20 protein-coding genes are annotated in these 23394 nt (G+C 66.4%); 6 read left to right on the top strand and 14 right to left on the bottom strand.

The window, feature by feature from the left end; all coding sequences use genetic code 11:
* Positions 1 to 2: 2 nt before the first annotated feature.
* The 5 genes from sucB to purB form a co-directional block, all read right to left on the bottom strand.
* Entirely contained in the window at positions 3 to 1211 is a 1209-nt protein-coding gene (sucB, locus tag JLDANKMP_RS08050) for a dihydrolipoyllysine-residue succinyltransferase (RefSeq protein WP_212560876.1), read from the bottom strand.
* A gap of 40 nt (positions 1212 to 1251) precedes the next feature.
* On the bottom strand, positions 1252 to 4083 hold the full coding sequence (locus JLDANKMP_RS08055; protein ID WP_005410271.1) for a 2-oxoglutarate dehydrogenase E1 component: 2832 nt from the start codon (positions 4081 to 4083) through the stop codon (positions 1252 to 1254).
* Positions 4084 to 4269: 186 nt separating this feature from the next.
* Positions 4270 to 5166, bottom strand: coding sequence for a GNAT family N-acetyltransferase (locus JLDANKMP_RS08060; RefSeq protein ID WP_212560877.1), 897 nt, complete (start codon positions 5164 to 5166; stop codon positions 4270 to 4272).
* An 8-nt stretch (positions 5167 to 5174) separates the two neighbouring features.
* The gene (locus JLDANKMP_RS08065) at positions 5175 to 6590 is read right to left on the bottom strand and encodes a cupin domain-containing protein (protein ID WP_038645462.1); all 1416 of its coding nucleotides are present in this window, start codon (positions 6588 to 6590) and stop codon (positions 5175 to 5177) included.
* Between the two features lie 655 nt (positions 6591 to 7245).
* Positions 7246 to 8613 carry an adenylosuccinate lyase gene (gene purB / locus JLDANKMP_RS08070; protein WP_049403132.1) on the bottom strand — a complete coding sequence of 456 codons (1368 nt, stop codon included), beginning with the start codon at positions 8611 to 8613 and terminating at the stop codon, positions 7246 to 7248.
* A 293-nt stretch (positions 8614 to 8906) separates the two neighbouring features.
* Between purB and JLDANKMP_RS08075 the strand changes: the two genes are divergently transcribed.
* Entirely contained in the window at positions 8907 to 10334 is a 1428-nt protein-coding gene (locus tag JLDANKMP_RS08075) for a class II fumarate hydratase (protein WP_049403131.1), read from the top strand.
* 103 nt (positions 10335 to 10437) lie between these two features.
* On the opposite strand, the gene JLDANKMP_RS08080 is transcribed toward JLDANKMP_RS08075, so the two are convergent.
* The 7 genes from JLDANKMP_RS08080 to JLDANKMP_RS08110 all read right to left on the bottom strand — a co-directional run bounded on the left by JLDANKMP_RS08080 (position 10438) and on the right by JLDANKMP_RS08110 (position 15017).
* Positions 10438 to 10863, bottom strand: coding sequence for a hypothetical protein (locus JLDANKMP_RS08080; RefSeq protein ID WP_212560878.1), 426 nt, complete (start codon positions 10861 to 10863; stop codon positions 10438 to 10440).
* Between the two features lie 100 nt (positions 10864 to 10963).
* A complete protein-coding gene (locus tag JLDANKMP_RS08085; protein WP_005413931.1) occupies positions 10964 to 11575 on the bottom strand; it encodes a hypothetical protein in 612 nt (203 codons plus the stop codon).
* Between the two features lie 30 nt (positions 11576 to 11605).
* Positions 11606 to 12493: a DUF4097 family beta strand repeat-containing protein gene (locus JLDANKMP_RS08090; RefSeq protein ID WP_005410264.1), complete on the bottom strand. Its 888-nt coding sequence runs from the start codon at positions 12491 to 12493 to the stop codon at positions 11606 to 11608.
* A 25-nt stretch (positions 12494 to 12518) separates the two neighbouring features.
* The gene (locus tag JLDANKMP_RS08095; RefSeq protein ID WP_212560879.1) at positions 12519 to 13547 is read right to left on the bottom strand and encodes an ABC-2 transporter permease; all 1029 of its coding nucleotides are present in this window, start codon (positions 13545 to 13547) and stop codon (positions 12519 to 12521) included.
* Positions 13544 to 14419, bottom strand: coding sequence for an ABC transporter ATP-binding protein (locus JLDANKMP_RS08100; protein ID WP_005410262.1), 876 nt, complete (start codon positions 14417 to 14419; stop codon positions 13544 to 13546). The genes JLDANKMP_RS08095 and JLDANKMP_RS08100 overlap by 4 nt, the downstream gene beginning before the upstream one ends.
* The gene (locus tag JLDANKMP_RS08105) at positions 14419 to 14778 is read right to left on the bottom strand and encodes a GntR family transcriptional regulator (protein ID WP_005410261.1); all 360 of its coding nucleotides are present in this window, start codon (positions 14776 to 14778) and stop codon (positions 14419 to 14421) included. The genes JLDANKMP_RS08100 and JLDANKMP_RS08105 overlap by 1 nt, the downstream gene beginning before the upstream one ends.
* A 2-nt stretch (positions 14779 to 14780) precedes the next feature.
* On the bottom strand, positions 14781 to 15017 hold the full coding sequence (locus JLDANKMP_RS08110) for a hypothetical protein (RefSeq protein ID WP_005413929.1): 237 nt from the start codon (positions 15015 to 15017) through the stop codon (positions 14781 to 14783).
* A 366-nt stretch (positions 15018 to 15383) separates the two neighbouring features.
* Between JLDANKMP_RS08110 and JLDANKMP_RS08115 the strand changes: the two genes are divergently transcribed.
* The 5 genes from JLDANKMP_RS08115 to JLDANKMP_RS08135 all read left to right on the top strand — a co-directional run bounded on the left by JLDANKMP_RS08115 (position 15384) and on the right by JLDANKMP_RS08135 (position 19347).
* The gene (locus JLDANKMP_RS08115; RefSeq protein WP_249336826.1) at positions 15384 to 15971 is read left to right on the top strand and encodes a glutathione peroxidase; all 588 of its coding nucleotides are present in this window, start codon (positions 15384 to 15386) and stop codon (positions 15969 to 15971) included.
* Positions 15972 to 16067: 96 nt separating this feature from the next.
* Complete coding sequence (locus JLDANKMP_RS08120) at positions 16068 to 17045, top strand: FKBP-type peptidyl-prolyl cis-trans isomerase (RefSeq protein ID WP_212560880.1); 978 nt, start codon at positions 16068 to 16070, stop codon at positions 17043 to 17045.
* Between the two features lie 23 nt (positions 17046 to 17068).
* A complete protein-coding gene (locus JLDANKMP_RS08125) occupies positions 17069 to 18418 on the top strand; it encodes a UDP-glucose/GDP-mannose dehydrogenase family protein (protein WP_005410257.1) in 1350 nt (449 codons plus the stop codon).
* On the top strand, positions 18411 to 18653 hold the full coding sequence (locus JLDANKMP_RS08130; RefSeq protein ID WP_005410256.1) for a SlyX family protein: 243 nt from the start codon (positions 18411 to 18413) through the stop codon (positions 18651 to 18653). Before JLDANKMP_RS08125 ends, JLDANKMP_RS08130 begins: the two co-directional genes overlap by 8 nt.
* A 10-nt stretch (positions 18654 to 18663) precedes the next feature.
* Positions 18664 to 19347, top strand: a complete 684-nt coding sequence (locus JLDANKMP_RS08135) for a DUF2058 family protein (RefSeq protein WP_212560881.1) — start codon at positions 18664 to 18666, stop codon at positions 19345 to 19347.
* Between the two features lie 48 nt (positions 19348 to 19395).
* Here JLDANKMP_RS08135 and JLDANKMP_RS08140 read toward each other — a convergent pair whose 3' ends face one another.
* A complete protein-coding gene (locus tag JLDANKMP_RS08140; RefSeq protein ID WP_212560882.1) occupies positions 19396 to 20583 on the bottom strand; it encodes an MFS transporter in 1188 nt (395 codons plus the stop codon).
* An 86-nt stretch (positions 20584 to 20669) separates the two neighbouring features.
* Positions 20670 to 23354, bottom strand: a complete 2685-nt coding sequence (metH, locus tag JLDANKMP_RS08145; RefSeq protein ID WP_212560883.1) for a methionine synthase — start codon at positions 23352 to 23354, stop codon at positions 20670 to 20672.
* Positions 23355 to 23394: the final 40 nt, after the last annotated feature.

Here is a 23394-nt window from a genome sequence, read left to right on the forward strand (position 1 = left end):
TCTTACAGGCCGAACAGCATGCGGCCCGGGTTTTCCAGCTGGTTCTTGATGTCCACCAGGAACTGCACCGAATCCTTGCCGTCGATGATGCGGTGGTCGTACGACAGCGCCAGGTACATCATCGGCGCGATCACGACCTGGCCGTTCTGGGCGATCGGACGCTCCTTGATGGCGTGCATGCCCAGGATGGCGCTCTGCGGCGGGTTGATGATCGGGGTCGACAGCAGCGAACCGAAGGTGCCACCGTTGGTCACGGTGAAGGTGCCGCCCTGCAGTTCATCCAGGCCCAGCTTGCCGTCACGCGCCTTCTTGGCGTAGTCGGCGATGGTCTTCTCGATGTCGGCGAACGACATGCGCTCGACATTGCGCAGGACCGGGGTGACCAGGCCCTTTTCGGTCGAGACGGCGATCGAGATGTCCGAGTAGCCGTGGTAGATGATGTCGTCGCCGTCGATCGAGGCGTTGACCAGCGGGAAGCGCTGCAGCGCGTTGGCGGCGGCCTTCACGAAGAAGCTCATGAAGCCCAGCTTGATGCCGTGGGCCTTGACGAACTCGTCCTGCAGTTCCTTGCGCGCCGCCGACACCTTGGACAGGTCGACTTCGTTGAAGGTGGTCAGCATGGCGGTGGAGTTCTTCGACTCCATCAGGCGCTCGGCAATGCGCTTGCGGATGCGGGTCATCGGCACGCGCTCTTCCGGACGTGCACCACCGGCCTTGCCGGCGCCGCCGTTGCGGGCGAAGTTGACGATGTCTTCCTTGGTCACCGCGCCGCGACGGCCGGTGCCGTCGACGTCGGCCGGGTTCACGCCTTCGGTGATGGCGGTGAAGCGGGCGCCCGGCGGCAGCGCATCGGCGGCCGACTTGGCGGCCGGGGCCGGAGCGGCGGCAGCGGCCGGAGCCGGAGCCGCGGCGGCCGGGGCAGCGGCTGCTGCCGGAGCGGCTTCGGCAGCCGGAGCCGGGGCAGCAGCCACGGCGCCTTCCTCGATGATCGCCACGACCTGGCTGGAGGTCACGGTCGAGCCTTCGGCGAACTTGATTTCCTTCAGCACGCCGTCGACCGGCGACGGCACTTCCAGGACGACCTTGTCGGTTTCCAGGTCAAGCAGGTTTTCGTCGCGCTTGACGGCGTCGCCCACCTTCTTGTGCCAGGTGGCGATGGTGCCGTCGGCGACGGATTCGGGCAGTACCGGGGCTTTGACTTCGGTGGCCATTGCGGGAGCTTCCTGGTTTGTCTTCTAAATAGGGGGAGGATTATTCAGCGAACGTGTCGTTGAACGGGTTGACCAGCGCGTCGGCGATCAGCTGCTGCTGTTCGCGGACGTGGTCAGCCATGTGACCGGCAGCCGGCGACGCCGAACGTGCGCGACCGGCGTAGTGCAGGTTCTGGCCATCGGCCAGGCAGAACTGCAGGTGGTGGCGGATCTGGTACCACGCACCCTGGTTCTGCGGTTCTTCCTGCGTCCACACCACGTCCGTGGCCTTGCCGTACTTCTTCAGCTCGGCAGCCAGCAGCGCACGCGGGAACGGATACAGCTGCTCCACGCGGATGATCGCCACGTCGTCCTGGCCACGCTTGGTCTGGTCTTCCAGCAGGTCGTAGTAGACCTTGCCCGAGCACAGCACCACGCGCTTGACCTTCTTGGCGTCCGCACTGGCGTCGCCGATCAGGTGCTGGAACTCGCCGTTGGCCAGTTCGTCCAGGGTCGACACGGCCAGCTTGTGGCGCAGCAGCGACTTCGGCGACATCACCACCAGCGGCTTGCGGGTGGTCAGGTGCAGCTGGCGGCGCAGCATGTGGAAGGCCTGTGCCGGGGTGGACGGAACCACCACCAGCATGTTCTCCAGTGCACACAGCTGCAGGAAGCGCTCCAGGCGCGCCGAGCTGTGCTCCGGGCCTTGCCCTTCATAGCCATGCGGCAGCAGCAGGGTCAGGCCGGAAATGCGGCCCCACTTGGCTTCACCGGCGGCGATGAACTGGTCGATCACCACCTGGGCGCCGTTGGCGAAGTCGCCGAACTGGCCTTCCCAGATGCACAGCGTGTTCGGATCGGTGGTGGAGAAGCCGTACTCGTAGGCCATCACCGCTTCTTCGCTCAGCAGCGAATCGATGACGGTGGCCTTCTCCGGCGAATCCACCAGCTGCCGCAGCGGCATGTAGTAGTTGTCGGTCTTCTGGTCGTGCAGGATCGCGTGGCGGTGGGTGAACGTACCGCGACCGACGTCCTGGCCGACCAGGCGCAGTGCATGGCCTTCGTCGAGCAGGGTGGCGTAGGCCAGGTTCTCGGCAAAGCCCCAGTCGCCCGGGATCTCGCCGGCGGCCATCTTGCGGCGGTCGTCATAGACCTTGGCCACGCGCGAGTGCAGCTGCACGTCTTCGGGAATGGTGTTGATCAGCTTGGCCAGTTCGACCAGCTTGTTCTTCTCGACCTTGGTCGAGACCGGGTCGGACAGCTTGCCTTCCAGCAGCTTCGGCCAATCGACGAACAGCGGGCTGGTCGGCGGGGTCTTCTCGACCTTGGCCAGCTCGGTGGTCACCTCACCGGCATCGAGCTTCTCGCGGTAGGCATCGACCATCGCCTTGCCGGCACCGGCAGCGATCACGCCTGCCTTTTCCAGCTGCTCGGCGTACATCTCGCGGGTGGTCGGGTGCTTGCGGATCACCTGGTACATCAGCGGCTGGGTGATCGCCGGCTCGTCGGCCTCGTTGTGGCCCCAACGGCGGTAGCACATCAGGTCGATGACCACGTCCTTGGCGAACTTCTGGCGGAACTCGAAGGCCAGCTGCGCGGCGAACACCACCGCTTCCGGATCATCGCCGTTCACGTGCAGCACCGGGGCGGCGATCATCTTCGCCACGTCGGTGGCGTAGCGCGTGGAGCGCGTGTCCAGCGGGTTGGAGGTGGTGAAGCCGACCTGGTTGTTGACCACGATGTGCACGGTGCCGCCGACGGCGAAGCCGCGGGCCTGCGACATCTGGAACAGCTCCATGACCACGCCCTGGCCCGAGAAGGCCGCATCGCCGTGGATCAGGATCGGCATGACCTGCTTGCGTGCGGTGTCCTTGCGGCGCTCCTGGCGCGAACGCACGGAACCGGCCACGACCGGGTCGGCGATTTCCAGGTGCGACGGGTTGAACGCCAGCGCCAGGTGCACCGGGCCGCCGTCGGTAGCCACGTCGGCCGAGAAGCCCATGTGGTACTTCACGTCGCCGGCAGAAGCGTGCTCGTCGTGCTCGAACTTGCCTTCGAACTCGTCGAACAGCTTGCGCGGGTTCTTGCCGAGGGTGTTGACCAGCACGTTCAGGCGGCCGCGGTGGGCCATGCCGATCACCACGTCCTTGACGCCATCCTTGCCGGCGCTGCGGATGATGGTGTCCATCATCGGGATCAGCGAGTCGCCGCCTTCCAGCGAGAAGCGCTTCTGGCCGACGTACTTGGTGTGCAGGTAGCGCTCCAGGCCTTCGGCCGCGGTCAGGCGCTCCAGAGTGCGGCGCTGGGTGTCAGCGTCCAGCTGGTAGTTGCCGCCGGCTGCTTCCAGCTTCTTGTAGATCCACTGGCGCTGCTCGACCTCGGAGATGTGCATGAACTCCGCACCGATCGAGCCGGTGTAGGTCGCCTTCAGGCGTGCCAGCAGGTCGCGCAGCTTCATGCGCGGCTGGCCACCGACGCCGCCGGTGCTGAACTCGCTGTTGAGGTCGGCATCGGACAGGCTGTGGAACGGCAGGCCCAGGTCCGGGGTGTTGACCGGCGCGGCCAGGCCCAGCGGATCGAGGCGGGCGTCCAGGTGGCCGCGCGAGCGGTAGGCGGTGATCAGACGACCGACATTGCGTTCACGCTCGTCGCCCGCACCGTTGCCGGTGCCGGCCTTCAGCGCTTCCTTGGCCGCGTCCGCAATGTGGGAGATGACGGCCGAGTGCGGAATGTCGCCTGCTTCGCGGCCCTTGAAGCCGTCGAAGTAGGTCTTCCATTTGGGATCGACACTGTCCGGGGAGACCAGGTACTGCTCGTACAGGTCCTCGACATAGGAGGCGTTGCCGCCGGCGAGCTGCGAAGATTGCGCAAACTGCTTCAGTTGATTGTCCACGATGGAGGGTGTTGATTCGCTTTGTGGGGTATGGCTTCAGAAGGACCCGGCAGGAAGATGAATAGCCCTGCGCGGGCGCGTTCAAACAGCCAAATTGTACCCCCATCCGGACAGGAAGGGGCACCAAAACGGGCATCCCGGGTCCCCCGGTGCCGCTTCCAGACAGGTTGAGTAGGCGGTACCCGCTCAGATGCCGAGCGCACGCAGTTCGCTGCAATCGCGCGAACGGTCCCAGACCCGCTGCAATTGCTGCTCGAACGGCTGCGAACGTGCAGGCAGCGCGACGCCTGCCTCGCCGTCGAGGCGATGACCGATCAGACGAAAGTAGAAGTCGCCGGCGTCGTTGAGCAGGCAGGCCGAGGCCAACGCACGGTCGATCGGGTCGGTGACCTCGCGGAACTGGATCACGCTGGGCAGGCGCTGGGCCAAGGCCAGCAGCGGTGCCCCGGCAGAGGCGATGGCGGCGGCGTCGTGCACGATCACCCGCAGCTGCTTGTCGCGGCGGGCGGTGACGAAGCGGCGCAGGGCGGCCTGTACCGGCGGCGCGTCGAGCAGTCCCGGGTCCAGCTGACGGCTGTGCAGCCACACTTGGCGGCGGGCACGGTGGACGATGGCCGTGGTGATGGCCACCGCCTGCTCGCGGCTGTCGATGGCACTGGCCGCGCCCAACCGGCGGCGCATCTGCTGGTGGCCGATGCCGGCCTCCTCGAATACCTCGCCTTCCGGCAGGAAGCCCTGGCGGGCATAGAAATCGCGGGCGGGCAGCTGGGCGTGCAGGTGCAGCTCGGCCAGGCCGAGCCTGCGCCCGGCCTCGACCAGTGCCTCCAGCAGGGCCTCACCGACCCCGTGGCTGCGATGGCTGGCCAGCACCGCCATGCGGCCGATGCGGCCGTCCGGGGCCAGCCGACCGGTGCCGACCGGCTGGTTGTCACTGTCCAGCGCCAGCACATGGGCGCTGAGCGGGTCCAGCGCATCGCGTTCCAGTTCGGCGGCGATGCCCTGTTCCTGCACGAACACGCGTTGGCGCACGTCGTGGATGGCGACGTGGGCGTCGGCGTGGCTGACCTGCTGGACCCGGACCATGGCAGGGCTCAGGCGCGACCGTCGTCGCTGTCGTCTTCGTCGTGATCCTCGAAGTTGACGATGACCTCGATGCCGTCGTCGTGCACGGTCACGGTGTGGACATCGTCGGACACCGCGTCGGCGTCGATCGCGTCGACACGGTCACGGCCTTCGACCACTTCGCCGAGCACCACGGCGTCTTCGCCGTCATCCTCATCTTCAGCGTCATACACCTCGTTCGGATCGATCAGCTGGAACACGCCACCGACCAACAGCTGCTGGACCACCGCGCGGCCCTTGTCGGACAGGCCGCGATAGGCGGCGGCATCGAGCTGCTCGGCGCCGGCCAGGCGCTGCGCGTCCTTCACCGGCAGCGCGAAGTCCTGGCCACTGACGTACAGGCTGGCGCCGCGCTTGGCCCGGCGCCAGGCCAGGCGTGCCCACGGATGGCGCTGCAGCAGCAGGCCCGAGGCCAGGGCCTGGACCACTTCCTCCGGTGCCGGTGCGGCCTGGTGAGCCATCACTTCGCCGGCGGCGCGGTAGGTGGTGATGAAACGGCCGAACCAGTCACCCAGCTTGTCCGGGTCGTTCATGCGGATGGCGTTGAGGGCGGTGATCACACGTGCCATCGCCACTGTGTCGATCTCGTTCGGATCGGCCGGCACCTTCAGGTCGGCATCCTGGTAGCGGATGTTCTCGTCGGCATCGGCAATCAGGGTGTCCAGGTAGTCGCTGATCAGCTCGGCCGAGGACGGCGCACGCATGCCGAAGGAGAAGGTCAGGCAGGGGTCTTCGGCGACGCCGTGGTGCGGCACGTTCGGCGGCAGGTAGAGCATGTCGCCCGGCGCCAGCACCCAGTCGTGGGTGGGCTTGAACACCTTCAGCAGCTTCAGCTCCACGTCGGGGCGGAAGCCCAGCGGCGGCTGCCTGCCCTTGATCGATTCGCTGGCATCAATCTGCCAGCGGCGGTGGCCATGGGCCTGCAGCAGGAACACGTCGTACTGGTCGACATGGGCGCCGACCGAGCCGCCGGTGGCGGCGAAGCTGATCATCACGTCATCCATGCGCCAGCGCGGCAGGAAGCTGAAGTGCTCGATCAGGGCGCGCACGTCCGGGTCCCACTTGTCCACGTCCTGTACCAGCAGGGTCCAGTCATGGTCGGGCAGGGCGGGGAACACGTCTTCCTGGAACGGGCCGGTGCGCACGCGCCAGCCGTCCTGGGTCTTGTCGTGCTCGATCAGGCGCGCCAGCACGCCTTCTTCGCAGGCCAGCCCGGCCAGGTCTTCCGGCTGCACCGGGGTCTGGAAGTCGGGGAAGGCGTTGCGGATCAGCAGCGGGCGCTTCTGCCAGAAGTCGCGCAGGAAGGTGGCCGGCGCCATGCCCAGCGGCTGGCCGGGGCGGGCGGTGACTTCGATCAGGGGGGCGGAGGACTTGCGGGCGGCCATGGGGGAATCCTTGCAGCGGAAAGCGGGAGGGGCGGCGCAGCGGGCCGCCTGAGATCTCCATTGTCCGCCGTTCGTGGGGATTGCGCACGTGCGCGGGATTGTCGCGGGGTGTCCGGCCAACGGCGGAGCCCCTCGTGGCGGGGTGGGTTCACAAGCAAAAGCCGCGCTTGGCCGGGCGGGTGGGCTGCGCGGGGGACGCTGCAAGTACGTCCCTGTAAGCTTGGCCGCCGCATCCATGCGGCGGACACCCCCGCGCAGCCCACCCGCCCGGCCCCTGGCAGTTTCCTGCGCGGCCCGCCACGGAATGGAAGAAGAAAAGCAAAAGCAACAGCGGGTCGCGCGCTGCGCTTGCTCATGCCAAAACAAAAGAGGGACGCGGCGAAGCCGCGTCCCTCTTTCAAATTCCGTCCCGACAACCCAATGCTCTTCGATCCGTCACCGGGAATCTGTCAGAGGTGGGGCGGGAGGGGCCAGCGGGACCGTTGGCGCCATGGATGGCGCCATCGAGCCCCCATGGATGGGTTCACGGCGTGTCCCGCTGGCCCCCTCCCGCCCCGCCCAGCCCGCAGCAACCCAGAGCCTGGATCGCTGTTGCTGTTGATGTTGCCGTTGCCTGCCGCAGGCAGCGCCCGCGGCCGCCGCCGCAAGGATCCCCTTAAATCTTCTTCGCCAGCGACTCGGCCAGGCCGGTGTAGCTGCCCGGGGTCATCTCCAGCAGGCGCTGCTTCGCATCCGCCGGCAGCTCCAGCCCCTGCACGAACGCACGCATCGACTCGGCCGTGATGCCCTGGCCGCGGGTCAGCGCCTTCAGCTGCTCATACGGGTTCGGCAGGCCGTGGCGGCGCATCACCGTCTGCACGGCCTCGGCCAGCACTTCCCAGGCCGCGTCCAGATCGGCATCCAGACGCTGCGGGTTCACTTCCAGCTTGCCCAGGCCCTTGGCCAGCGAATCCAGCGCCACCTGGCTGTGGCCGAACGCGGTGCCCAGTGCGCGCAGCACGGTGGAATCGGTCAGGTCACGCTGCCAGCGGCTGATCGGCAGCTTCGCGCTGAAGTGCTCGAACAGCGCGTTGGCGATACCGAAGTTGCCTTCCGCATTCTCGAAATCGATCGGATTGACCTTGTGCGGCATCGTCGACGAGCCGACTTCGCCTTCCTTCAGCCGCTGCTTGAAGTAGCCCAGCGAGATGTAGCCCCAGATGTCGCGGGCCAGGTCGATCAGGATGATGTTGGCGCGGCGCGCGGCATCGCCGATCTCGGCAACATTGTCGTGCGGCTCGATCTGCGTGGTGTACGGGTTGAACACCAGGCCCAGGCCGGTCACGAAGCGCTCGGCGAAGGCCGGCCAGTCCACGTCCGGGTAGCTGGCCACGTGGGCGTTGTAGTTGCCGACCGCGCCGTTGATCTTGCCGGTCAGCTCGACCGCAGCGATCTGCCGGCGCTGGCGCTCCAGGCGCGCGACTACATTGGCCAGTTCCTTGCCCAGGGTGGTCGGCGAGGCGGTCTGGCCGTGGGTGCGCGACAGCATCGGCTGGCCGGCCTGGGCGTGGGCGAGGTTGCGCAGCGTGGTGGCGATGCCGTCCAGGGTCGGCAGCAGCACCTCGCGGCGGGCCTGTTCCAGCATCAGGCCGTAGCTGAGGTTGTTGATGTCTTCGCTGGTGCAGGCGAAATGCACGAATTCCAGCGCCGGAGCCAGCTCGGCGTCGTCCTTCAGCTGTTCCTTGATGAAGTACTCCACCGCCTTGACGTCATGGTTGGTGGTGCGCTCGATCTCCTTCACGCGCGCGGCCTGGGCCGGGCTGAAGCGGGCGGCCAACCCGCGCAGGCGGGCGACGGCGGCGTCGGAGAACGGCGCCAGTTCGACGATGCCAGGTTCGGCGGCCAGCGCCAGCAGCCATTCCACCTCGACCACGATGCGGGCCTTGATCAGGCCGTATTCGGAGAAGATCGGGCGCAGGGCGTCGACCTTGCCGGCGTAGCGGCCATCGAGCGGGGACAGGGCGAGCAGGGCGGAATCGGACATGTCGGCAGGGCTGGGACGAGCGGCGGGGGCCATATTCTACGACGTGCCGGTCAGGTAGTGCCGGCCGCTGGCCGGCAAGCCATGGCGGCGTAGGCCGAGCGTGGTTGCCGGCCAGCGGCCGGCACTACCCTTGCGCGCGCAGAACGGCCGTGCAGGTGGAACGATCTGGCCCGCCCTCGTCATCCCATGCTGCGGGCAAGGGAGTATTGTGGCCGCAGCCGCCAGCCCGGGAAGCGACACCCTGCCAGCCGCCGCTTCCCTTTCCCCAACTGAAGTAGTGCGGAGTTGATGCAATGAGCAAAGCTGCAAGCAAGGGTTTCAGAATCGAACACGACAGCATGGGCGAGCTGCAGGTGCCTGCCGATGCCCTGTGGGGCGCGCAGACCCAGCGCGCCGTGCAGAACTTCCCGGTATCGGGCCAGCGCATGCCGCGCGGTTTCATCCGCGCGCTGGGCCTGGTCAAGGGCGCGGCCGCCGGCGTCAACGCGGAGCTGGGCCACCTGCCGAAGACCGTGGCCAAGGCCATCCAGACCGCTGCCGCCGAAGTGGCCGCCGGCAACTGGGACGCGCAGTTCCCGATCGATGTCTACCAGACGGGTTCGGGCACGTCGTCGAACATGAATGCCAACGAGGTCATCGCCACCCTGGCCAACCGTGCCGGCAAGGCGGGCAAGACCACCGTGCATCCCAATGACCACGTCAACCAGGGGCAGAGCTCCAATGACGTGATTCCGACTGCGCTGCGGGTGTCGGCGGTGCTGGCGACGCACGAGCAGCTGCTGCCGGCGCTGGTGCACCTGCGCAAGACCCTGGACAAGAAGGGCCGCAGCCTGCGCAAGGTGGTCAAGACCGGCCGTACCCACCTGATGGACGCGATGCCGCTCACCTTCGAGCAGGAATTCGGTGCGTGGTCGGCGCAGCTGGCCTCGGCGCAGGAGCGCATCGAAGACAGCCTCAAGCGCGTGCGCCGGTTGCCGCTGGGCGGCACCGCCATCGGTACCGGCATCAACGCCGACCCGCGCTTCGGCGCGCAGGTGGCCAAGGCGCTGAAGCAGCAGACCGGCTTCAAGTTCGACAGCGCCGAGAACAAGTTCGAAGGCCTGGCCGCGCAGGACGATGCTGTGGAACTGTCCGGCCAGCTCAATGCGCTGGCCGTGGCACTGATCAAGATCGCCAATGACCTGCGCTGGATGAACGCCGGTCCGCTGGCCGGGCTGGGCGAGATCGAACTGCCGGCACTGCAGCCGGGCAGCTCGATCATGCCGGGCAAGGTCAACCCGGTCATTCCGGAAGCCACGGTGATGGCCTGCGCGCAGGTGATCGGCCACCACACCGCGATCACCGTGGCCGGGCAGACCGGCAACTTCCAGCTCAACGTCACCCTGCCGTTGATCGCGGTGAACCTGCTCGATGGCATCGGCCTGCTGGCCAATGTGTCCAGGCTGCTGGCCGACAGCGCGATCGCCGGGCTGAAGGTGCGCGAGGACCGCGTGGCCGAGGCGCTGGCGCGCAACCCGATCCTGGTCACCGCGCTGAACCCGATCATCGGCTACGAGAAGGCAGCGGCGATTGCCAAGCGTGCCTACAAGGAACAGCGCCCGGTGCTGGACGTGGCGCTGGAAGACAGCGGGCTTGACGAGGCCGAGCTGCGTCGCCTGCTGGACCCGACTGCGCTGACTGCTGGTGGCATCCAGGCTGGCGGTGGTGGCGCCGGGGGGTGATCTGCCGGTTGCAGAGTCGAGCCACGCTCGACGGTTGTTCCGGAGTCGGGCATGGCTCGACTCTACGGAAACGAAGAACGCCGCCCTCGGGCGGCGTTCTTCTTCAGCGACGGTCGGCGACGATGTTGCCGAAGGTGTCGGTGTAATCCTTGAACTCGGGGATGCGCTGGATCAGGTCGGCCGGGATTACCTCCATGCCCTCCGGCGGCTGGATCTTCACCGGCTGCATGTTCGGATCGGCCGGTGCGGCCACCAGCGTGTTCTGGCGCAGCACCTGCAGCTTGCCGAACATCGTCTGCAGCATCTGCTTCTGCCCGTCGTCCAGTGGAATCTGGATCTCGTCCACTTTCATCGTGCCGTCGCCGAGGATGATGATGTTCGGTGCCGGCGGGCGGCGCACGGTCACCATGCCTTCGCTGACGGAAATCTTGGGCTTGCCGCGCTCGGCGCGGTGATTGCGGTAATCCTTGTCGCAGCCGACCAGGCCCAGGCAGAGCAGGGTGGCCAGCAGCAGCAACAACTTCTTCATGGCGTTCGGTTCGGGGGCATCCGGGGCCCCCATTGTAAGCCCGCCGACAGTGCCCGACCGGCAACGGAAGGCCGCAGTCGGTCGGGTGCGTCGATTTGTCTCAGTTGGAGAACGTGACCGAGTTGTCCTTGCCGCAGTCGTCCACGTCGCTCTGGTCCATCGTCGCGTAGGGCTTGAATGCCGGCAGCTCGCGCGCCAGTGCCTGCTGGCTGGCCAGCATCGCCGGCAGGCGATCGCAGATGCGCTTGGCCTGGGCCTCGATCTTGGCGGCTTCGGCGTTGATGCGCTTCTCCACCCCTTCGCTGTCGCCGCTGAAGATGCCCTTCAGCGCTTCACCGGCGGCGTTGGCGCCGAGCTTGGCGCCGGCCAGCCCGACATCCATGCCCGCCATCGCAACGGCGACCACGTGACCGCGGTACTCCTGCAGGTGGCGGCGCTGGACGTCGTTGGCGGCGACCTCCTTGCCGGCGATCAGCAGGCGGCCATCCGGCGTGATCTCCGCACGCGGCTGCTTGTCGGCCGAGATCTTGATGTTGCCCTGGGCGATGTCCTTGCGGGCATCGTCCATGGCTTCCTTGACGGTCTGGCCGACGCCGCTGGTGGCTTCGGCGACGCTCTTGCCGACGCTCTTGTCGGGGGCGGAGGACGTGCCACCACAGGCGATCAGCGGCAGGCACAGCAGGGTGGCGGGCAGCAGGCGCAACAGGTTCATGATGTTCCCCTGGACGTGTGTGGAAGAGGATTACTTGCTGCGCGGCAGGGTGACCCGGCCGCTGACGTTGCGGTGTTCGATATCGCCGCTGCCGCTGTGATCGACGGTCAGGCTGCCGCGTACGCCGTCCACCTGGATGTCGCCCGAGCCGTGGCTGCGCACATGCACGTTGCCGCCGATATCGGCCAGATCGATGCCACCGGAGCCGACCACGCCGACTTCGACGCTGCCCTGCACGCGCTTGAACTCGATGTCGCCGGAGCCGACCGTATCCAGGCGTGCGTTGCCACGCACATCGGTGATCTTCAGGTCACCCGAACCGACAGTGCCGGTGATGGCATCGCCGCCGATGTTGCGGGCATTGACGTCGCCCGAACCCAGCGACAGCAGATTCAGCGAACTGCCGCCATCGATGTTGAGGTCGCCGGAACCCACTGCAGCGTGGATGCTGCCACGGGTACCGCGGGCCACCGCGTCACCGGAGCCGACGTCCACGCTGAGCGACTGTGCGTTCTCCACGCTGGCGTCACCCGAGCCGACCTTGAACTGCAGCGGCAGGTTGTCCGGCACGCTGCCACGGATATCCAGCCAGGCGTAGCTGTTGCCCAGGCTGATGCCGCTTTGGCGGCCGTCGCGGCGCAGGCTCACCACCAGCTTGTCGCCCACCTTGCGCTGGTCCAGTACCAGCTGGTCCAGCCATTCCTGGCTGGACGCGCAGGCGCGGCCGTCCAGCTGGCCGCCGCCAGCGCTGGCGACCACCTTCAGGTCATGCTGGTTGACCTCGAACACCACCGTCTTGGCACCGGCCACGTCCAGCTTCAGTGCGCGGGCGGCAGTGAACTTGCAATTCGGAGCATCGGCGGCCAGCGCCGACAACGGCAACAGCAACAACGCAGAACAGGCGAGCAAAGAACGCATGGGTGGTGCCTCCGGGTGGATGGAATCAGATCTCGCCGGCGCGCTTGCGCAGGCGGATGGCGAGGAAGATGAACAGTGCCCCGACGGCCGCACCGATCCACAGCTCCGGCATCGCCAGCGACTTCAGCTGCGAGGCGGGGGACATCAGGCTGACCACCGAATCCAGGTCGCGGCGCGAACCTTCACCTGCGCCGAGGCGGTACAGCAGGTCCATGCCGGGCACGCCGCCCAGCAGCAGGCGGCCGACGATGTTCTGCCAGAACCAGCCGGTGGTCAGGCCGAACAGCGGCATGATCTTGGTGGTGCTGACGATGACGCCGGCAAACAGTGGCAGCATCACCGCCCACAGGAACGGCTTGCTCTTGGCCCAGGCCGAGCACAGCAGCAGCCACCCTGCAGTGGGCAGGGCCCAAAGCGCGTAGACCGGAATCCAGCTCAGGTGGCCAGCGGCCAGGGTCAACGGGCTGGCGGGCCCCCAGATCAGCGCCATCGGGCTGCCACCGTGCATCAGCGCGACGATGCTGATGATCAGCATGAAGCCGAACATGGTGATGATGCCGGCAATCACCGCGATCAGCGGTGCCACGACCAGTGCGCTGATGACCTTGGACAGCACGGTCTGGGTATCCGACAGCGGCAACGACTTCCAGAACAGGATGCTGCGGTCGCGGCGGTCGTCGTACAGGGCGCCGAGGCAATAGAAGAACACCACGAAGGCCAGCACCAGGAACGGCCATGCCGAGCTGAGCACCAGGGTCAGGTCAAGGCCGTTACCGAGGTCGGCAAGGTCCTTGCCGTCGATGTTGCGGGTGAGCAGCGCCAGGTCCAGGCCATTGACGTTCACGCTCTCGCCATCGACATGCAGCGCACCGTTGCGCGCCGCGCGGTGCAGCGCGAACAGGCCGAAGGCGATGCCGACGGTGCTCATCACCAGCGAGATCAGGCCGGCGATCAGCGGGGCATACAGGAAACCGCCGCGGTTTTCCCAGTACTCGCGCTTGAGCAGCCAGCGCAGCGTGCCGAGGGGGCTGACGGGATGGTTGACGGCATTCATGCGTAGGTCCCCTTCATGACGGCGACGAACAGGTCGGCCAGGCCCGGGCTGCGGGTCTCGCCAAGGGTGGAAAGCTGGGCGCGCGGTACGCCGTCGAACAGCATCACGGTCTTGCCGAACGCCAGGCTGCGTTCGTCGATCGGCTTCAGGGCGCGCGCGGTCTCCAGCTGGTCGGCGTTGACCAGCAGTTCGGTGTAACGCTGGCCGACCTCGTCCATTTCCGCATCGAGCACGATGCGGCCATCACGGATGAACATGACGTCGCTGAGGATGTGCTCGATCTCTTCCACCTGGTGGGTGGTGACGATGATGGTTTTCTGCTCGTCGAAATAGTCTTCCAGCAGGCGCTGGTAGAACTCCTTGCGGTACAGGATGTCCAGGCCCAGGGTGGGCTCGTCCAGTACCAGGATGCGGGCATCGATGGCCATCACCAGTGCCAGGTGCAGCTGCACGATCATGCCCTTGGACAGCTCGCGCACGCGCTGCTTCGGCTGCAGCTTGGTGTTGGCCAGGAAGCGCTCGCAGCGGGCGCGGTCGAAGCGCGGATGCACGCCGGCGACGAAATCGATGGCTTCGCGCACCTTCAGCCAGCGCGGCAGCACGGCGACGTCGGCGATGAAGCAGATGTCGTTCATCAGTTCGTCGCGGTGCAGCCGCGGGTCGCGCCCGAGCACACTCAACTCACCTTCCACCGAGGTGAGGCCAAGAATGGCCTTCAGCGCGGTGGTCTTGCCGGCGCCATTGGGACCGATCAGGCCGACGATGCGCCCGCTCGGAATGCTGAAGCTGGCACTGTCGAGGGCAACGGTGGACTTGTAGGCCTTGCGCAGGCCGCGGGCGGTGATGACCGGTTCGCTTGCGGTGCTATTCATCAGACTTTCCCCTGGGGCAGCAATTCGTCGAGGCTCAGGCCCAGGCGCTGGATGCGCTCCAGCACGGCCGGCCATTCTTCATTGAGGAAGCGCTCGCGCTCGCTGCTGCGCAGCTGCGTGGCGGCCTGCTCGGTCATGAACATGCCCAGCCCGCGGCGCTTTTCGACCAGGCCTTCGTCGGCCAGTTCCTGGTAAGCGCGCGAAACGGTGATGGGGTTCAGTTGGTAATCGGCGGCCACCTGGCGCACCGAAGGCAGGGCATCGCCCGGCTTGAGGATTCCGTCGAGCATCATGGCGATCACGCGCTCCTTCAACTGACGGTAGATGGGAGCGCCGTCGCTCCACTGGATGTCGCTCATATTCAGCTCCGTGGGGTCAGCGGCTGGGCGAACGAGAAATACGGCATGGACAGGGAGCTGTGCAGCCGACGCGGGGGAGGGGGGGAGGGATCGGCGTTCCCGGCCGGTGTAGCGATTGCATCCTGCGCACTGTCGGGCGAGGCGGGGGCGGTGGGCGTGGCCAGCCAGGCCAGCACGATCAGGGTCGAAACAGCAGCGGCCGCGGGTGCGGTGAGGTTGCGACGGATCCGGGCGTTCATGGCTTCCCCCTGTCTCAGGTGACTGGTGTTGTATGCAACTATAACACCGGCACGCCTACGTGCAACCCCTTGCCGTCCCCAACTGATGGCAGGGGTGGTCAAATCGCTGAAATATCCGTTTATCCGATTGATTCGAAAGGGAAATCAGGTTCTGGCGCGGGCCGACCTAGGCCCGCCTTCCATTCAGCGTTGTCCATGCTATGTCATTACTGCGCCGTTGCTGGCGGGTCGTGCAGGAAAGCGCCACGCCGCGCGAAGCCCCAGGCGCCCCTTGCAACAAGGGGGAAGGGGGGCCCGGTGCTATAGTTCGGCCGACTCCGGCCGCTACCGGCCGGCCCTGTGAATGGCCACCGCGGACTGCTCTCGATGCCCTTGCCGACCGTTATGCCGCGCCGCCTGCGCGGCCTGTCCCTGCTGACCCTGCTGGTAGCCGGCCTGGCCGGTTCCACCCAGGTGCTGGCGGCCGATCTTCTCGACCTCGACTACCGCCCGCTGGCCAGCAAGCAGCAGGTCAACCTGCAGCAGCGCTACCACGGACAGGTGCTGCTGGTGGTCAATACCGCAAGCAAGTGCGGCTATACCCCTCAGTACGAAGGCCTGGAGGCGCTGCAGAAGCGCTATGCCGGCCGAGGTTTTGCCGTGCTCGGCTTCCCGTCCAACGATTTCAAGGGCCAGGAGCCCGGTGACGAGAAGCAGATCCAGGATTTCTGCACGCTCACCTACGGGGTCAAGTTCCCGATGTTCGAGAAGGTGCACGTGGTCGGTGCGGAGGCGACGCCGCTCTATCAACGGTTGACCGCGGCCACCGGCGTGGCACCGGGCTGGAATTTCCACAAGTACCTGGTCGGCCGCGATGGCAAGGTCATCGCCCAGTTCGCCAGCAAGGTGACGCCGGATGATCCGCGGCTGACTGCGGCCATCGACAAGGCGCTGGCCGCAGCGGCCGCACATTGATATCCGGCACGGATGCCTCGACATCGACGGCATGCGTGCGACAATGCTTCTTTTCGCGCCGACGTCGGCGCCCAGACACTTCCAGGAATGCAGCGAATGAAGATGGGAATGCGCGGCGCCGCGGCGTCGGTTCTGATTCTGGCGATGGGCACTTCAGGTGTCGCTCTGTCGCAACAATCGGCTGCCCCCGCAGCCGCCAAGGAGACCGCAACCTTGAATTCCCCCAAGCAGAAGCTCGGCTACGCCATCGGCCTGGACGTGGCCAAGTCGTTCACCCCGATCGCCGATGAGATCGACGTGGCCACGCTGCGCACCGCCGTGGAGCGTTCGTTCGAAGGCCTGCAGCCGCAGATCACCCAGGAACAGGCCAAGGCCACCGACGCGGCCCTGCGCCAGGTCGTGATGGCCCGCAGTGGCCAGCAGGTGCCGGGCATGGCGCCGGGTTCGCAGCCGCCGAAGGTCGACCGCGTCAAGGTGTCGCAGATGATCGGTTCCTACTCTGTGGGCCCGTCGCTGGCGCAGCTGAAGGACGACATCGATGTTGCCTCGCTGTTTGACGCGATCAGCACCGGCCTGACCAAGGGCCAGCCGAAGATGACGGAAGCTGACGCGACCGCCACCATCCAGGCCTTCATGGGCAGCAAGCAGGCTGAAATGCAGGCCAAGGCTGCCGCTGCTGCGCAGACCAACCGCGAAGAAGGCAATGCCTTCCTGGCCAAGAACAAGACCCAGCCGGGCGTCGTGACGACGGCCTCGGGCCTGCAGTACCAGGTCATCCGCCCGGGTAGCGGCGAGCGCCCGCTGCCGAGCAGCAAGGTGCGCGTGAACTATGAAGGCAAGCTGCTCAACGGCACCGTGTTCGACAGCTCCTATGGTCGTCAGCCGGCCGAGTTCGGCCTGGACCAGGTGATCAAGGGCTGGACCGAGGGCGTTGCGCTGATGCCGGTCGGTTCGAAGTACCGCTTCTGGATCCCGGGCAATCTGGCTTATGGCGAGAACGGCACGCCGGGTGGCCCGATCGGCCCGAACGCGACTCTGACGTTCGACGTCGAGCTGCTGGGCGTCCTGCCGTAAGCCACCACGGAGCCTGCACGGACATGCGCGTTGCGATTTTCGGTACCGGTTATGTAGGTCTGGTGACCGGTACCTGCCTGGCCGATGTCGGTCATCAGGTGGTCTGCGTCGATATCGACCAGGCCAAGGTGGATGGCCTCAACCAGGGCATCATCCCGATCTATGAGCCCGGCCTGGAGCCGATGGTGAAGGCCAACCACGCCGCGTCGCGGCTGGCATTCACCACCGATGCCGCGTCCGCGATCGCGCATGGCCAGGTGGTGTTCATCGCCGTCGGTACCCCGCCGGACGAGGATGGCAGCGCTGACCTGCAGTACGTACTGGCCGTGGCCCGTACCATTGGCCGGCACATGAGCGTGCCGACCGTGGTGGTCAACAAGTCGACGGTGCCGGTGGGCACCGCCGACAAGGTGCGTGCGGCCATTGCCGAGGAACTTGCCGCGCGTGGCGCGGACATCACCTTTGACGTGGTGTCCAACCCGGAATTCCTGAAGGAAGGCGACGCGGTTGCCGACTGCATGCGCCCGGACCGCATCATCATTGGTGCGACCAGCGAGGAGTCGGTCGCGGTGATGCGTCGTCTGTATGCGCCGTTCAACCGCAACCACGACCGCGTGGTGGAAATGGACGTGCGCTCGGCCGAGCTGACCAAGTACGCGGCGAACGCGATGCTGGCGACCAAGATTTCGTTCATGAACGAAATCGCGAACATCGCCGAGCGCGTCGGTGCCGACGTCGAGCAGGTCCGCCAGGGTATCGGCTCGGACCCGCGCATCGGCTGGCACTTCATCTATCCGGGCGCCGGCTACGGTGGCTCCTGCTTCCCCAAGGACGTGCAGGCGCTGGCCCGCACCGCCCAGCAGCATGGTCTTGAGCCGAAGCTGCTGAACGCGGTGGAAGCGGTCAACGATGCGCAGAAGGGCCACCTGTTCGCCCTCATCCAGCGTCATTACGACAAGGGCGAGGACGAAGGCGTGCGTGGCAGGACCTTTGCCGTGTGGGGCCTGGCCTTCAAGCCGAATACCGACGACATGCGTGAAGCCTCCAGCCGTCGCCTGCTGGCGCAGCTGTGGGAAGGCGGTGCCACGGTGCGTGCCTATGATCCGGAGGCGATGCATGAATCGCAGCGCATCTTCGGCGAGCGCGATGACCTGGTGTTCTGCAGCAGTGCTGATGAGGCCCTCGAAGGGGCCGATGCGCTGGTGGTGGTCACCGAATGGAAGCAGTTCCGCAGCCCCGACTTCCAGAAGCTGCGCGAGCAGCTGAAGGACGCGGCGGTGTTCGATGGGCGCAATCTGTACGATCCTGCCGAAGTGGAAGCTGCCGGCCTGGCGTACTACGGCATTGGCCGGGGGCGTTCGCTGCATGTCTGACCTGCTGCCGACCGAACGCGAGCAGGCGCTGGAAGCGCGCCTGGTCGAACTGGAAATGCGCGTGTCCTTCCAGGAACAGGCGCTTGCCGAATTGAGCGATGCGCTGGCCGATGCCCGCATGCAGGGCATGCGCAACGCCGACGTGCTGCGTGTGCTGCTGGAGGACCTGGGCAAGGTCCGCAACGCACTGAATTCTTCCGATCCGGCGAGCGAACCACCGCCGCCGCACTACTGATCCGAATCCTATGAGCGATACCCTCCGCGACCAGCTGATGGGCCTGGGCTTCAAGCCCGCGCCCAAGCCCGAGCGCAAGAATGATGGTCCCCGCCGTGATGGCCGCCCGCAGGGCAAGGGTGGCAACGGCAATGGAAAGCCGCAGGGCGCTGGCAAGGGCGAGCACAAGCCCGGCGAGCGTCGCGGGAATGGCCACGGTGGCCCGGGCAGGCCCGGTGGCCCGGCGCGTGGCCCGGGCCAGCAGGGCCCGCGCAAGCCGCGCAGCGCCGAAGAGATGGATCTGGCCAAAGCCTATGCCATCCGTGCGCAGCGTGAGAAGGAGGAGCGCATCGAGACCGAGCGCCTGAAGCAGGAAGAAGCACGCGTGCGCCGCGAGGCGAAGGCCAAGCTGGAAGAATTGCTGAAGGACAAGGGCCTGAACTCCGAGGCGGCTGATATCGCTCGCCACTTCCCGTATGGCGGCAAGATCAAGCGCATCTACGTGACTGCCGAACAGCTGACCGCGCTCAATGCCGGTGAGCTGGGCGTGGTCCAGCTCAATGGCCGTTACCTGCTGGTGACCGCCGAAGTGCTGGCACAGTCCGAAGCGGTGTTTGCCGCATCGGTGGCACTGAAGGTCGACCCGAACGCGCCGGCCGAGGAAGATCCCTACGCGGACCCGCAGTACCAGGTACCGGACGACCTGGTCTGGTAACTGCACCTGCTGCACGATGAAAACGCCGGGCATTGCCCGGCGTTTTCGTTACCGGACGCGCGCAGTGCTGTGGCGTGCACGGATCAACGGCAGGCTCAGCGCGAAGAAGCACAGCAGTGCGCCGACCAGAGCGAATCCGCTACCTGCGAGGAAGGCCGTGCGTCCCTCGTCGATCTTCCACAATTGGCCGGCGATGAGCGCGCCCAGCACGCCGCCGACACCGGACGAGAAACCGTACAGCAGGCCCTGGCCATGGCCATTGAGGCGACCCGGGAAGTAGATCGCCAGCATCTGCATCGCCGCGGCGAAGAACGCGGCAAAGCCCAGCGCGTGCGCGGTCTGCGCCAGCAGCATCACCGGCAGGTTTTCCGGGTACAGTGCGGTCACGGCCCAGCGCAGGCAGGAACTGACCAGTGCGATCAGCAGCATCCAGCTGGCGTCATAGCGGCGGAAGACGCGGCCGATGGTGAAGAACACGCCCACTTCGAACACCACGCCGATGGTCCAGAGCAGGCCGAGCGTGGATGTGCGATAGCCGTGGTGGTCCATGTAGACCGAGAAGAAGGTGTAGTACGGGCCGAACGAGAGCTGCTCCATGAAAGCGGCCAGGAAGAACGCCAGCACCGGCGGGCGGCGCACGATCTGCCAGAAGCCGCTGGCATCGCCGCCGGTCCTGCCGATGTCGCGTGCGTAGTGGTTGCTGAAGGCCGAGGCGACCAGCAGGACGAACAGCGGCAGCATCATCCAGGGCAGCAGCCCGGCGCGGCCGGCGGTGCCATCACCTTCAATCAGCCAGCCGAACAGGGTGACGATGGCGATGAAGCCAAGCGAACCCCAGACCCGGATCAGGCCGTAGCGATGGCTGTCGCTGCCGAGATGGGTGAGGGTGATCGACTCGAACTGCGGCATCACCGCGTTGTAGAAGAAGCAGAACACGATCATCGCCGGATACATCCATGGCTGCGGCAGAGGCAGCAGGAATGCGGCGAAGCTGATCAGGGTCAGCACGCAGCCGATGCGCAACAGTCGGATCGGCTGCGGTGAGGTGGCTGCCAGCGAGGTCCAGGCACTGGGTGCAACCACGCGTGTGGCATACCACAGCCCCATCATCACGCTGATGGCGGTCACGCTCATCCCGCGCGCGGTCAAAAACAGGCTCCAGTACGGAGTGAACGCGCCCAGCGCCGCGTAATAGAACAGGTAGAAGCTGGAAAGACGGGCAACGGGAACGGTCATCGCGGAATGATGAAGCAAAAAGGGGACGGAGGGGATCAAGTCATTTGTGCCACAAGCGACTTGATCCCCTCCGTCCCCATTCTGTGTCATTCGGGATCGTAGTCGAGGTTGGAGGCCAGCCAGCGCTCGGCCTGGGCGCGCTCCACGCCCTTGCGCCGGGCGTAGTCGGTGACCTGCTCGCGGCTGAGGCGCCCGACCACGAAATACTGGCTTTGCGGATGACTGAAGTAGTAGCCCGACACTGCGGCGGTCGGAAGCATCGCAAAGCTCTCGGTCAGTTCCATGCCGGCGTTGGCCTCGGCCCGCAGCAGATCGAACAGGCGCCGCTTCTCGCTGTGATCGGGGCACGCCGGATAGCCGGGAGCGGGGCGGATGCCACGGTACTGCTCATCGATCAGGGCGTCGTTGTCCAGCGTCTCGGCCTGGTCATAACCCCAGAATTCCGTGCGTACACGCTGATGCAGGCGCTCGGCCAGGGCTTCGGCGAAGCGGTCGGCCAGGGCCTTCAGCAGGATCGCGTTGTAGTCGTCATGCTCGGCTTCGAAGCGCGCCACGTGGGCATCGATGCCGATGCCGGCAGTGACCGCGAACGCGCCGATCCAGTCCTGCCTGCCGCTGTCGGTCGGGGCGATGAAATCGGCCAGGCAGAAATCCGGGCGCTCGGCCGGCTTGTCCACCTGCTGGCGCAGGAAGTGCAGGGTGGTCTCGCCCTGTGGGTGCTGCACGCGCACGTCGTCGCCGACGCTGTTGGCCGGCCACAGGCCGAACACGGCCTTGGCGGTCAGCCACTTCTCGCCGACGATGCGGTCGAGCATCGCGCGGGCATCGCGGTACAGCTCGCTGGCCTGGCTGCCGACGATCTCGTCGGTGAGGATCGCCGGGAACTTGCCGGCAAGCTCCCAGGCCTGGAAGAACGGCGTCCAGTCGATGTACTCGACCAGCTCGGCCAGCGGATAGTCATCGAAGACGTGCAGGCCTGGCTGCTTCGGTGCGGGCGGCGTGTAGTTCCCCCAGTCGCCCTGGAACTTCTGCCCGCGTGCATGTTCCAGCGACACCAGGCGCTTGGCATCGCCACGATTGCGGTGCCGTGCCCGGATCTCGGCATAGTCGGCCTCGTTGGCGGCAACGAAGGCTTCGCGCAGGTCGCGCGAGATCAGCGACTGGGCCACGCCGACCGCGCGCGAGGCGTCCTTCACCCACACCGTAGGCGCTTTGTAGTGCGGGTCGATCTTCAACGCGGTGTGCGCGCGCGAGGTGGTGGCGCCGCCGATCAGCAGCGGCAGATTGAAACCCTGGCGCTCCATCTCGCGGGCGACGTGGCTCATCTCCTCCAGCGAGGGAGTGATCAGACCGGACAGGCCGATCAGGTCGGCGTTGTGCTCGCGCGCGGCATCGAGGATCTTCTGCGCCGGCACCATCACGCCAAGGTCGACCACCTCGAAGTTGTTGCAGGCCAGGACCACGCCGACGATGTTCTTGCCGATGTCATGCACATCACCCTTCACCGTGGCCATGATGATCTTGCCGTTGCTCTTGGCAGTGTCGCCGCTGCGCGCCTTCTCCGCCTCGATGTACGGCAGCAGGTAGGCCACGGCCTTCTTCATCACACGCGCGGATTTCACCACCTGCGGCAGGAACATCTTGCCGGCGCCGAACAGGTCGCCCACGATGTTCATGCCGTCCATCAGCGGGCCTTCGATCACGTCCAGCGGGCGGCTGGAGGCCTGTCGAGCCCGTTCGGTGTCTTCTTCCACGAAGGCATCCAGGCCGTGTACCAGCGCATGCGCCAGGCGCTGCGCCACCGGCTTGTCGCGCCAGGCCAGGTCTTCGGTCTTCGCCGCGCCCTTCCTGCCCTTGTAGCGCTCGGCGATCTCCAGCAGGCGCTCGGTGGCATCGCTGCGGCGGTTGAGGATCACATCCTCCACGCGCTCACGCAGCTCCGGCTCCAGCTCATCGTAGATCGGCATGGCACCGGCATTGACGATGCCCATGTCCATGCCGGCGGCGATGGCGTGGTACAGGAACACCGAATGGATGGCCTGGCGCACCGTTTCGTTGCCGCGGAACGAGAACGAGACATTGGAGACGCCGCCGGACACATGGCAGTGCGGCAGGGTCTGCTTGATGATGCGGGTGGCTTCGATGAAGTCCACCGCATAGTTGTCATGTTCTTCGATGCCAGTGGCGACGGCGAAGATGTTCGGGTCGAAGATGATGTCCTGCGGCGGGAAGCCGATCTCGTCGACCAGGATGCGGTAGGCGCGGGTGCAGATCTCGACCTTGCGCGCACACGTATCGGCCTGCCCGCTTTCATCGAAGGCCATCACCACCGCGGCAGCACCGTAGCGCAGCACCTTGCGTGCGTGCTCGCGGAACAGTGCCTCGCCTTCCTTCAGCGAGATCGAGTTGACCACGCTCTTGCCCTGCAGGCACTTCAGGCCGGCCTCGATCACGCTCCACTTGGAGGAGTCGACCATCACCGGGATGCGGGCGATGTCCGGCTCGGACATGATCAGGTTGAGGTAGCGGGTCATCGCCGCTTCCGAATCGATCAGGCCCTCGTCCATGTTGACGTCGAGGATCTGCGCGCCGCTCGCCACCTGCTGGCGGGCCACGTCCACGGCTTCTTCGTAGCGGCCTTCCTTGATCAGCTTGCGGAACTGCGCGCTGCCGGTCACGTTGGTGCGTTCGCCGACGTTGATGAACAGCAGGTCCGGGGTGATGACCAGGGGTTCCAGGCCGGACAGGCGGGTAGGGCGGACAGGCGTCATGGCAGGCGTCGGCTCAGCAGCAATAGGGCGGGAAGTGCGG

The sequence above is a fragment of the Stenotrophomonas sp. PE591 genome, assembly GCF_018320795.1.
GTDB lineage: Bacteria > Pseudomonadota > Gammaproteobacteria > Xanthomonadales > Xanthomonadaceae > Stenotrophomonas > Stenotrophomonas maltophilia.

Excerpts from the sequence above, each read along its gene's own strand:
- sucB (WP_212560876.1), bottom strand. The coding sequence starts at position 1,211 with ATGGCCACCGAAGTCAAAGCCCCGGTACTGCCCGAATCCGTCGCCGAC.
- JLDANKMP_RS08060 (WP_212560877.1), bottom strand. The coding sequence starts at position 5,166 with ATGGTCCGGGTCCAGCAGGTCAGCCACGCCGACGCCCACGTCGCCATC.
- JLDANKMP_RS08065 (WP_038645462.1), bottom strand. The coding sequence starts at position 6,590 with ATGGCCGCCCGCAAGTCCTCCGCCCCCCTGATCGAAGTCACCGCCCGC.
- purB (WP_049403132.1), bottom strand. The coding sequence starts at position 8,613 with ATGTCCGATTCCGCCCTGCTCGCCCTGTCCCCGCTCGATGGCCGCTAC.
- JLDANKMP_RS08075 (WP_049403131.1), top strand. The coding sequence starts at position 8,907 with ATGAGCAAAGCTGCAAGCAAGGGTTTCAGAATCGAACACGACAGCATG.
- JLDANKMP_RS08080 (WP_212560878.1), bottom strand. The coding sequence starts at position 10,863 with ATGAAGAAGTTGTTGCTGCTGCTGGCCACCCTGCTCTGCCTGGGCCTG.
- JLDANKMP_RS08085 (WP_005413931.1), bottom strand. The coding sequence starts at position 11,575 with ATGAACCTGTTGCGCCTGCTGCCCGCCACCCTGCTGTGCCTGCCGCTG.
- JLDANKMP_RS08090 (WP_005410264.1), bottom strand. The coding sequence starts at position 12,493 with ATGCGTTCTTTGCTCGCCTGTTCTGCGTTGTTGCTGTTGCCGTTGTCG.
- JLDANKMP_RS08095 (WP_212560879.1), bottom strand. The coding sequence starts at position 13,547 with ATGAATGCCGTCAACCATCCCGTCAGCCCCCTCGGCACGCTGCGCTGG.
- JLDANKMP_RS08100 (WP_005410262.1), bottom strand. The coding sequence starts at position 14,419 with ATGAATAGCACCGCAAGCGAACCGGTCATCACCGCCCGCGGCCTGCGC.
- JLDANKMP_RS08105 (WP_005410261.1), bottom strand. The coding sequence starts at position 14,778 with ATGAGCGACATCCAGTGGAGCGACGGCGCTCCCATCTACCGTCAGTTG.
- JLDANKMP_RS08110 (WP_005413929.1), bottom strand. The coding sequence starts at position 15,017 with ATGAACGCCCGGATCCGTCGCAACCTCACCGCACCCGCGGCCGCTGCT.
- JLDANKMP_RS08115 (WP_249336826.1), top strand. The coding sequence starts at position 15,384 with ATGCCCTTGCCGACCGTTATGCCGCGCCGCCTGCGCGGCCTGTCCCTG.
- JLDANKMP_RS08120 (WP_212560880.1), top strand. The coding sequence starts at position 16,068 with ATGAAGATGGGAATGCGCGGCGCCGCGGCGTCGGTTCTGATTCTGGCG.
- JLDANKMP_RS08125 (WP_005410257.1), top strand. The coding sequence starts at position 17,069 with ATGCGCGTTGCGATTTTCGGTACCGGTTATGTAGGTCTGGTGACCGGT.
- JLDANKMP_RS08130 (WP_005410256.1), top strand. The coding sequence starts at position 18,411 with ATGTCTGACCTGCTGCCGACCGAACGCGAGCAGGCGCTGGAAGCGCGC.
- JLDANKMP_RS08135 (WP_212560881.1), top strand. The coding sequence starts at position 18,664 with ATGAGCGATACCCTCCGCGACCAGCTGATGGGCCTGGGCTTCAAGCCC.
- JLDANKMP_RS08140 (WP_212560882.1), bottom strand. The coding sequence starts at position 20,583 with ATGACCGTTCCCGTTGCCCGTCTTTCCAGCTTCTACCTGTTCTATTAC.
- metH (WP_212560883.1), bottom strand. The coding sequence starts at position 23,354 with ATGACGCCTGTCCGCCCTACCCGCCTGTCCGGCCTGGAACCCCTGGTC.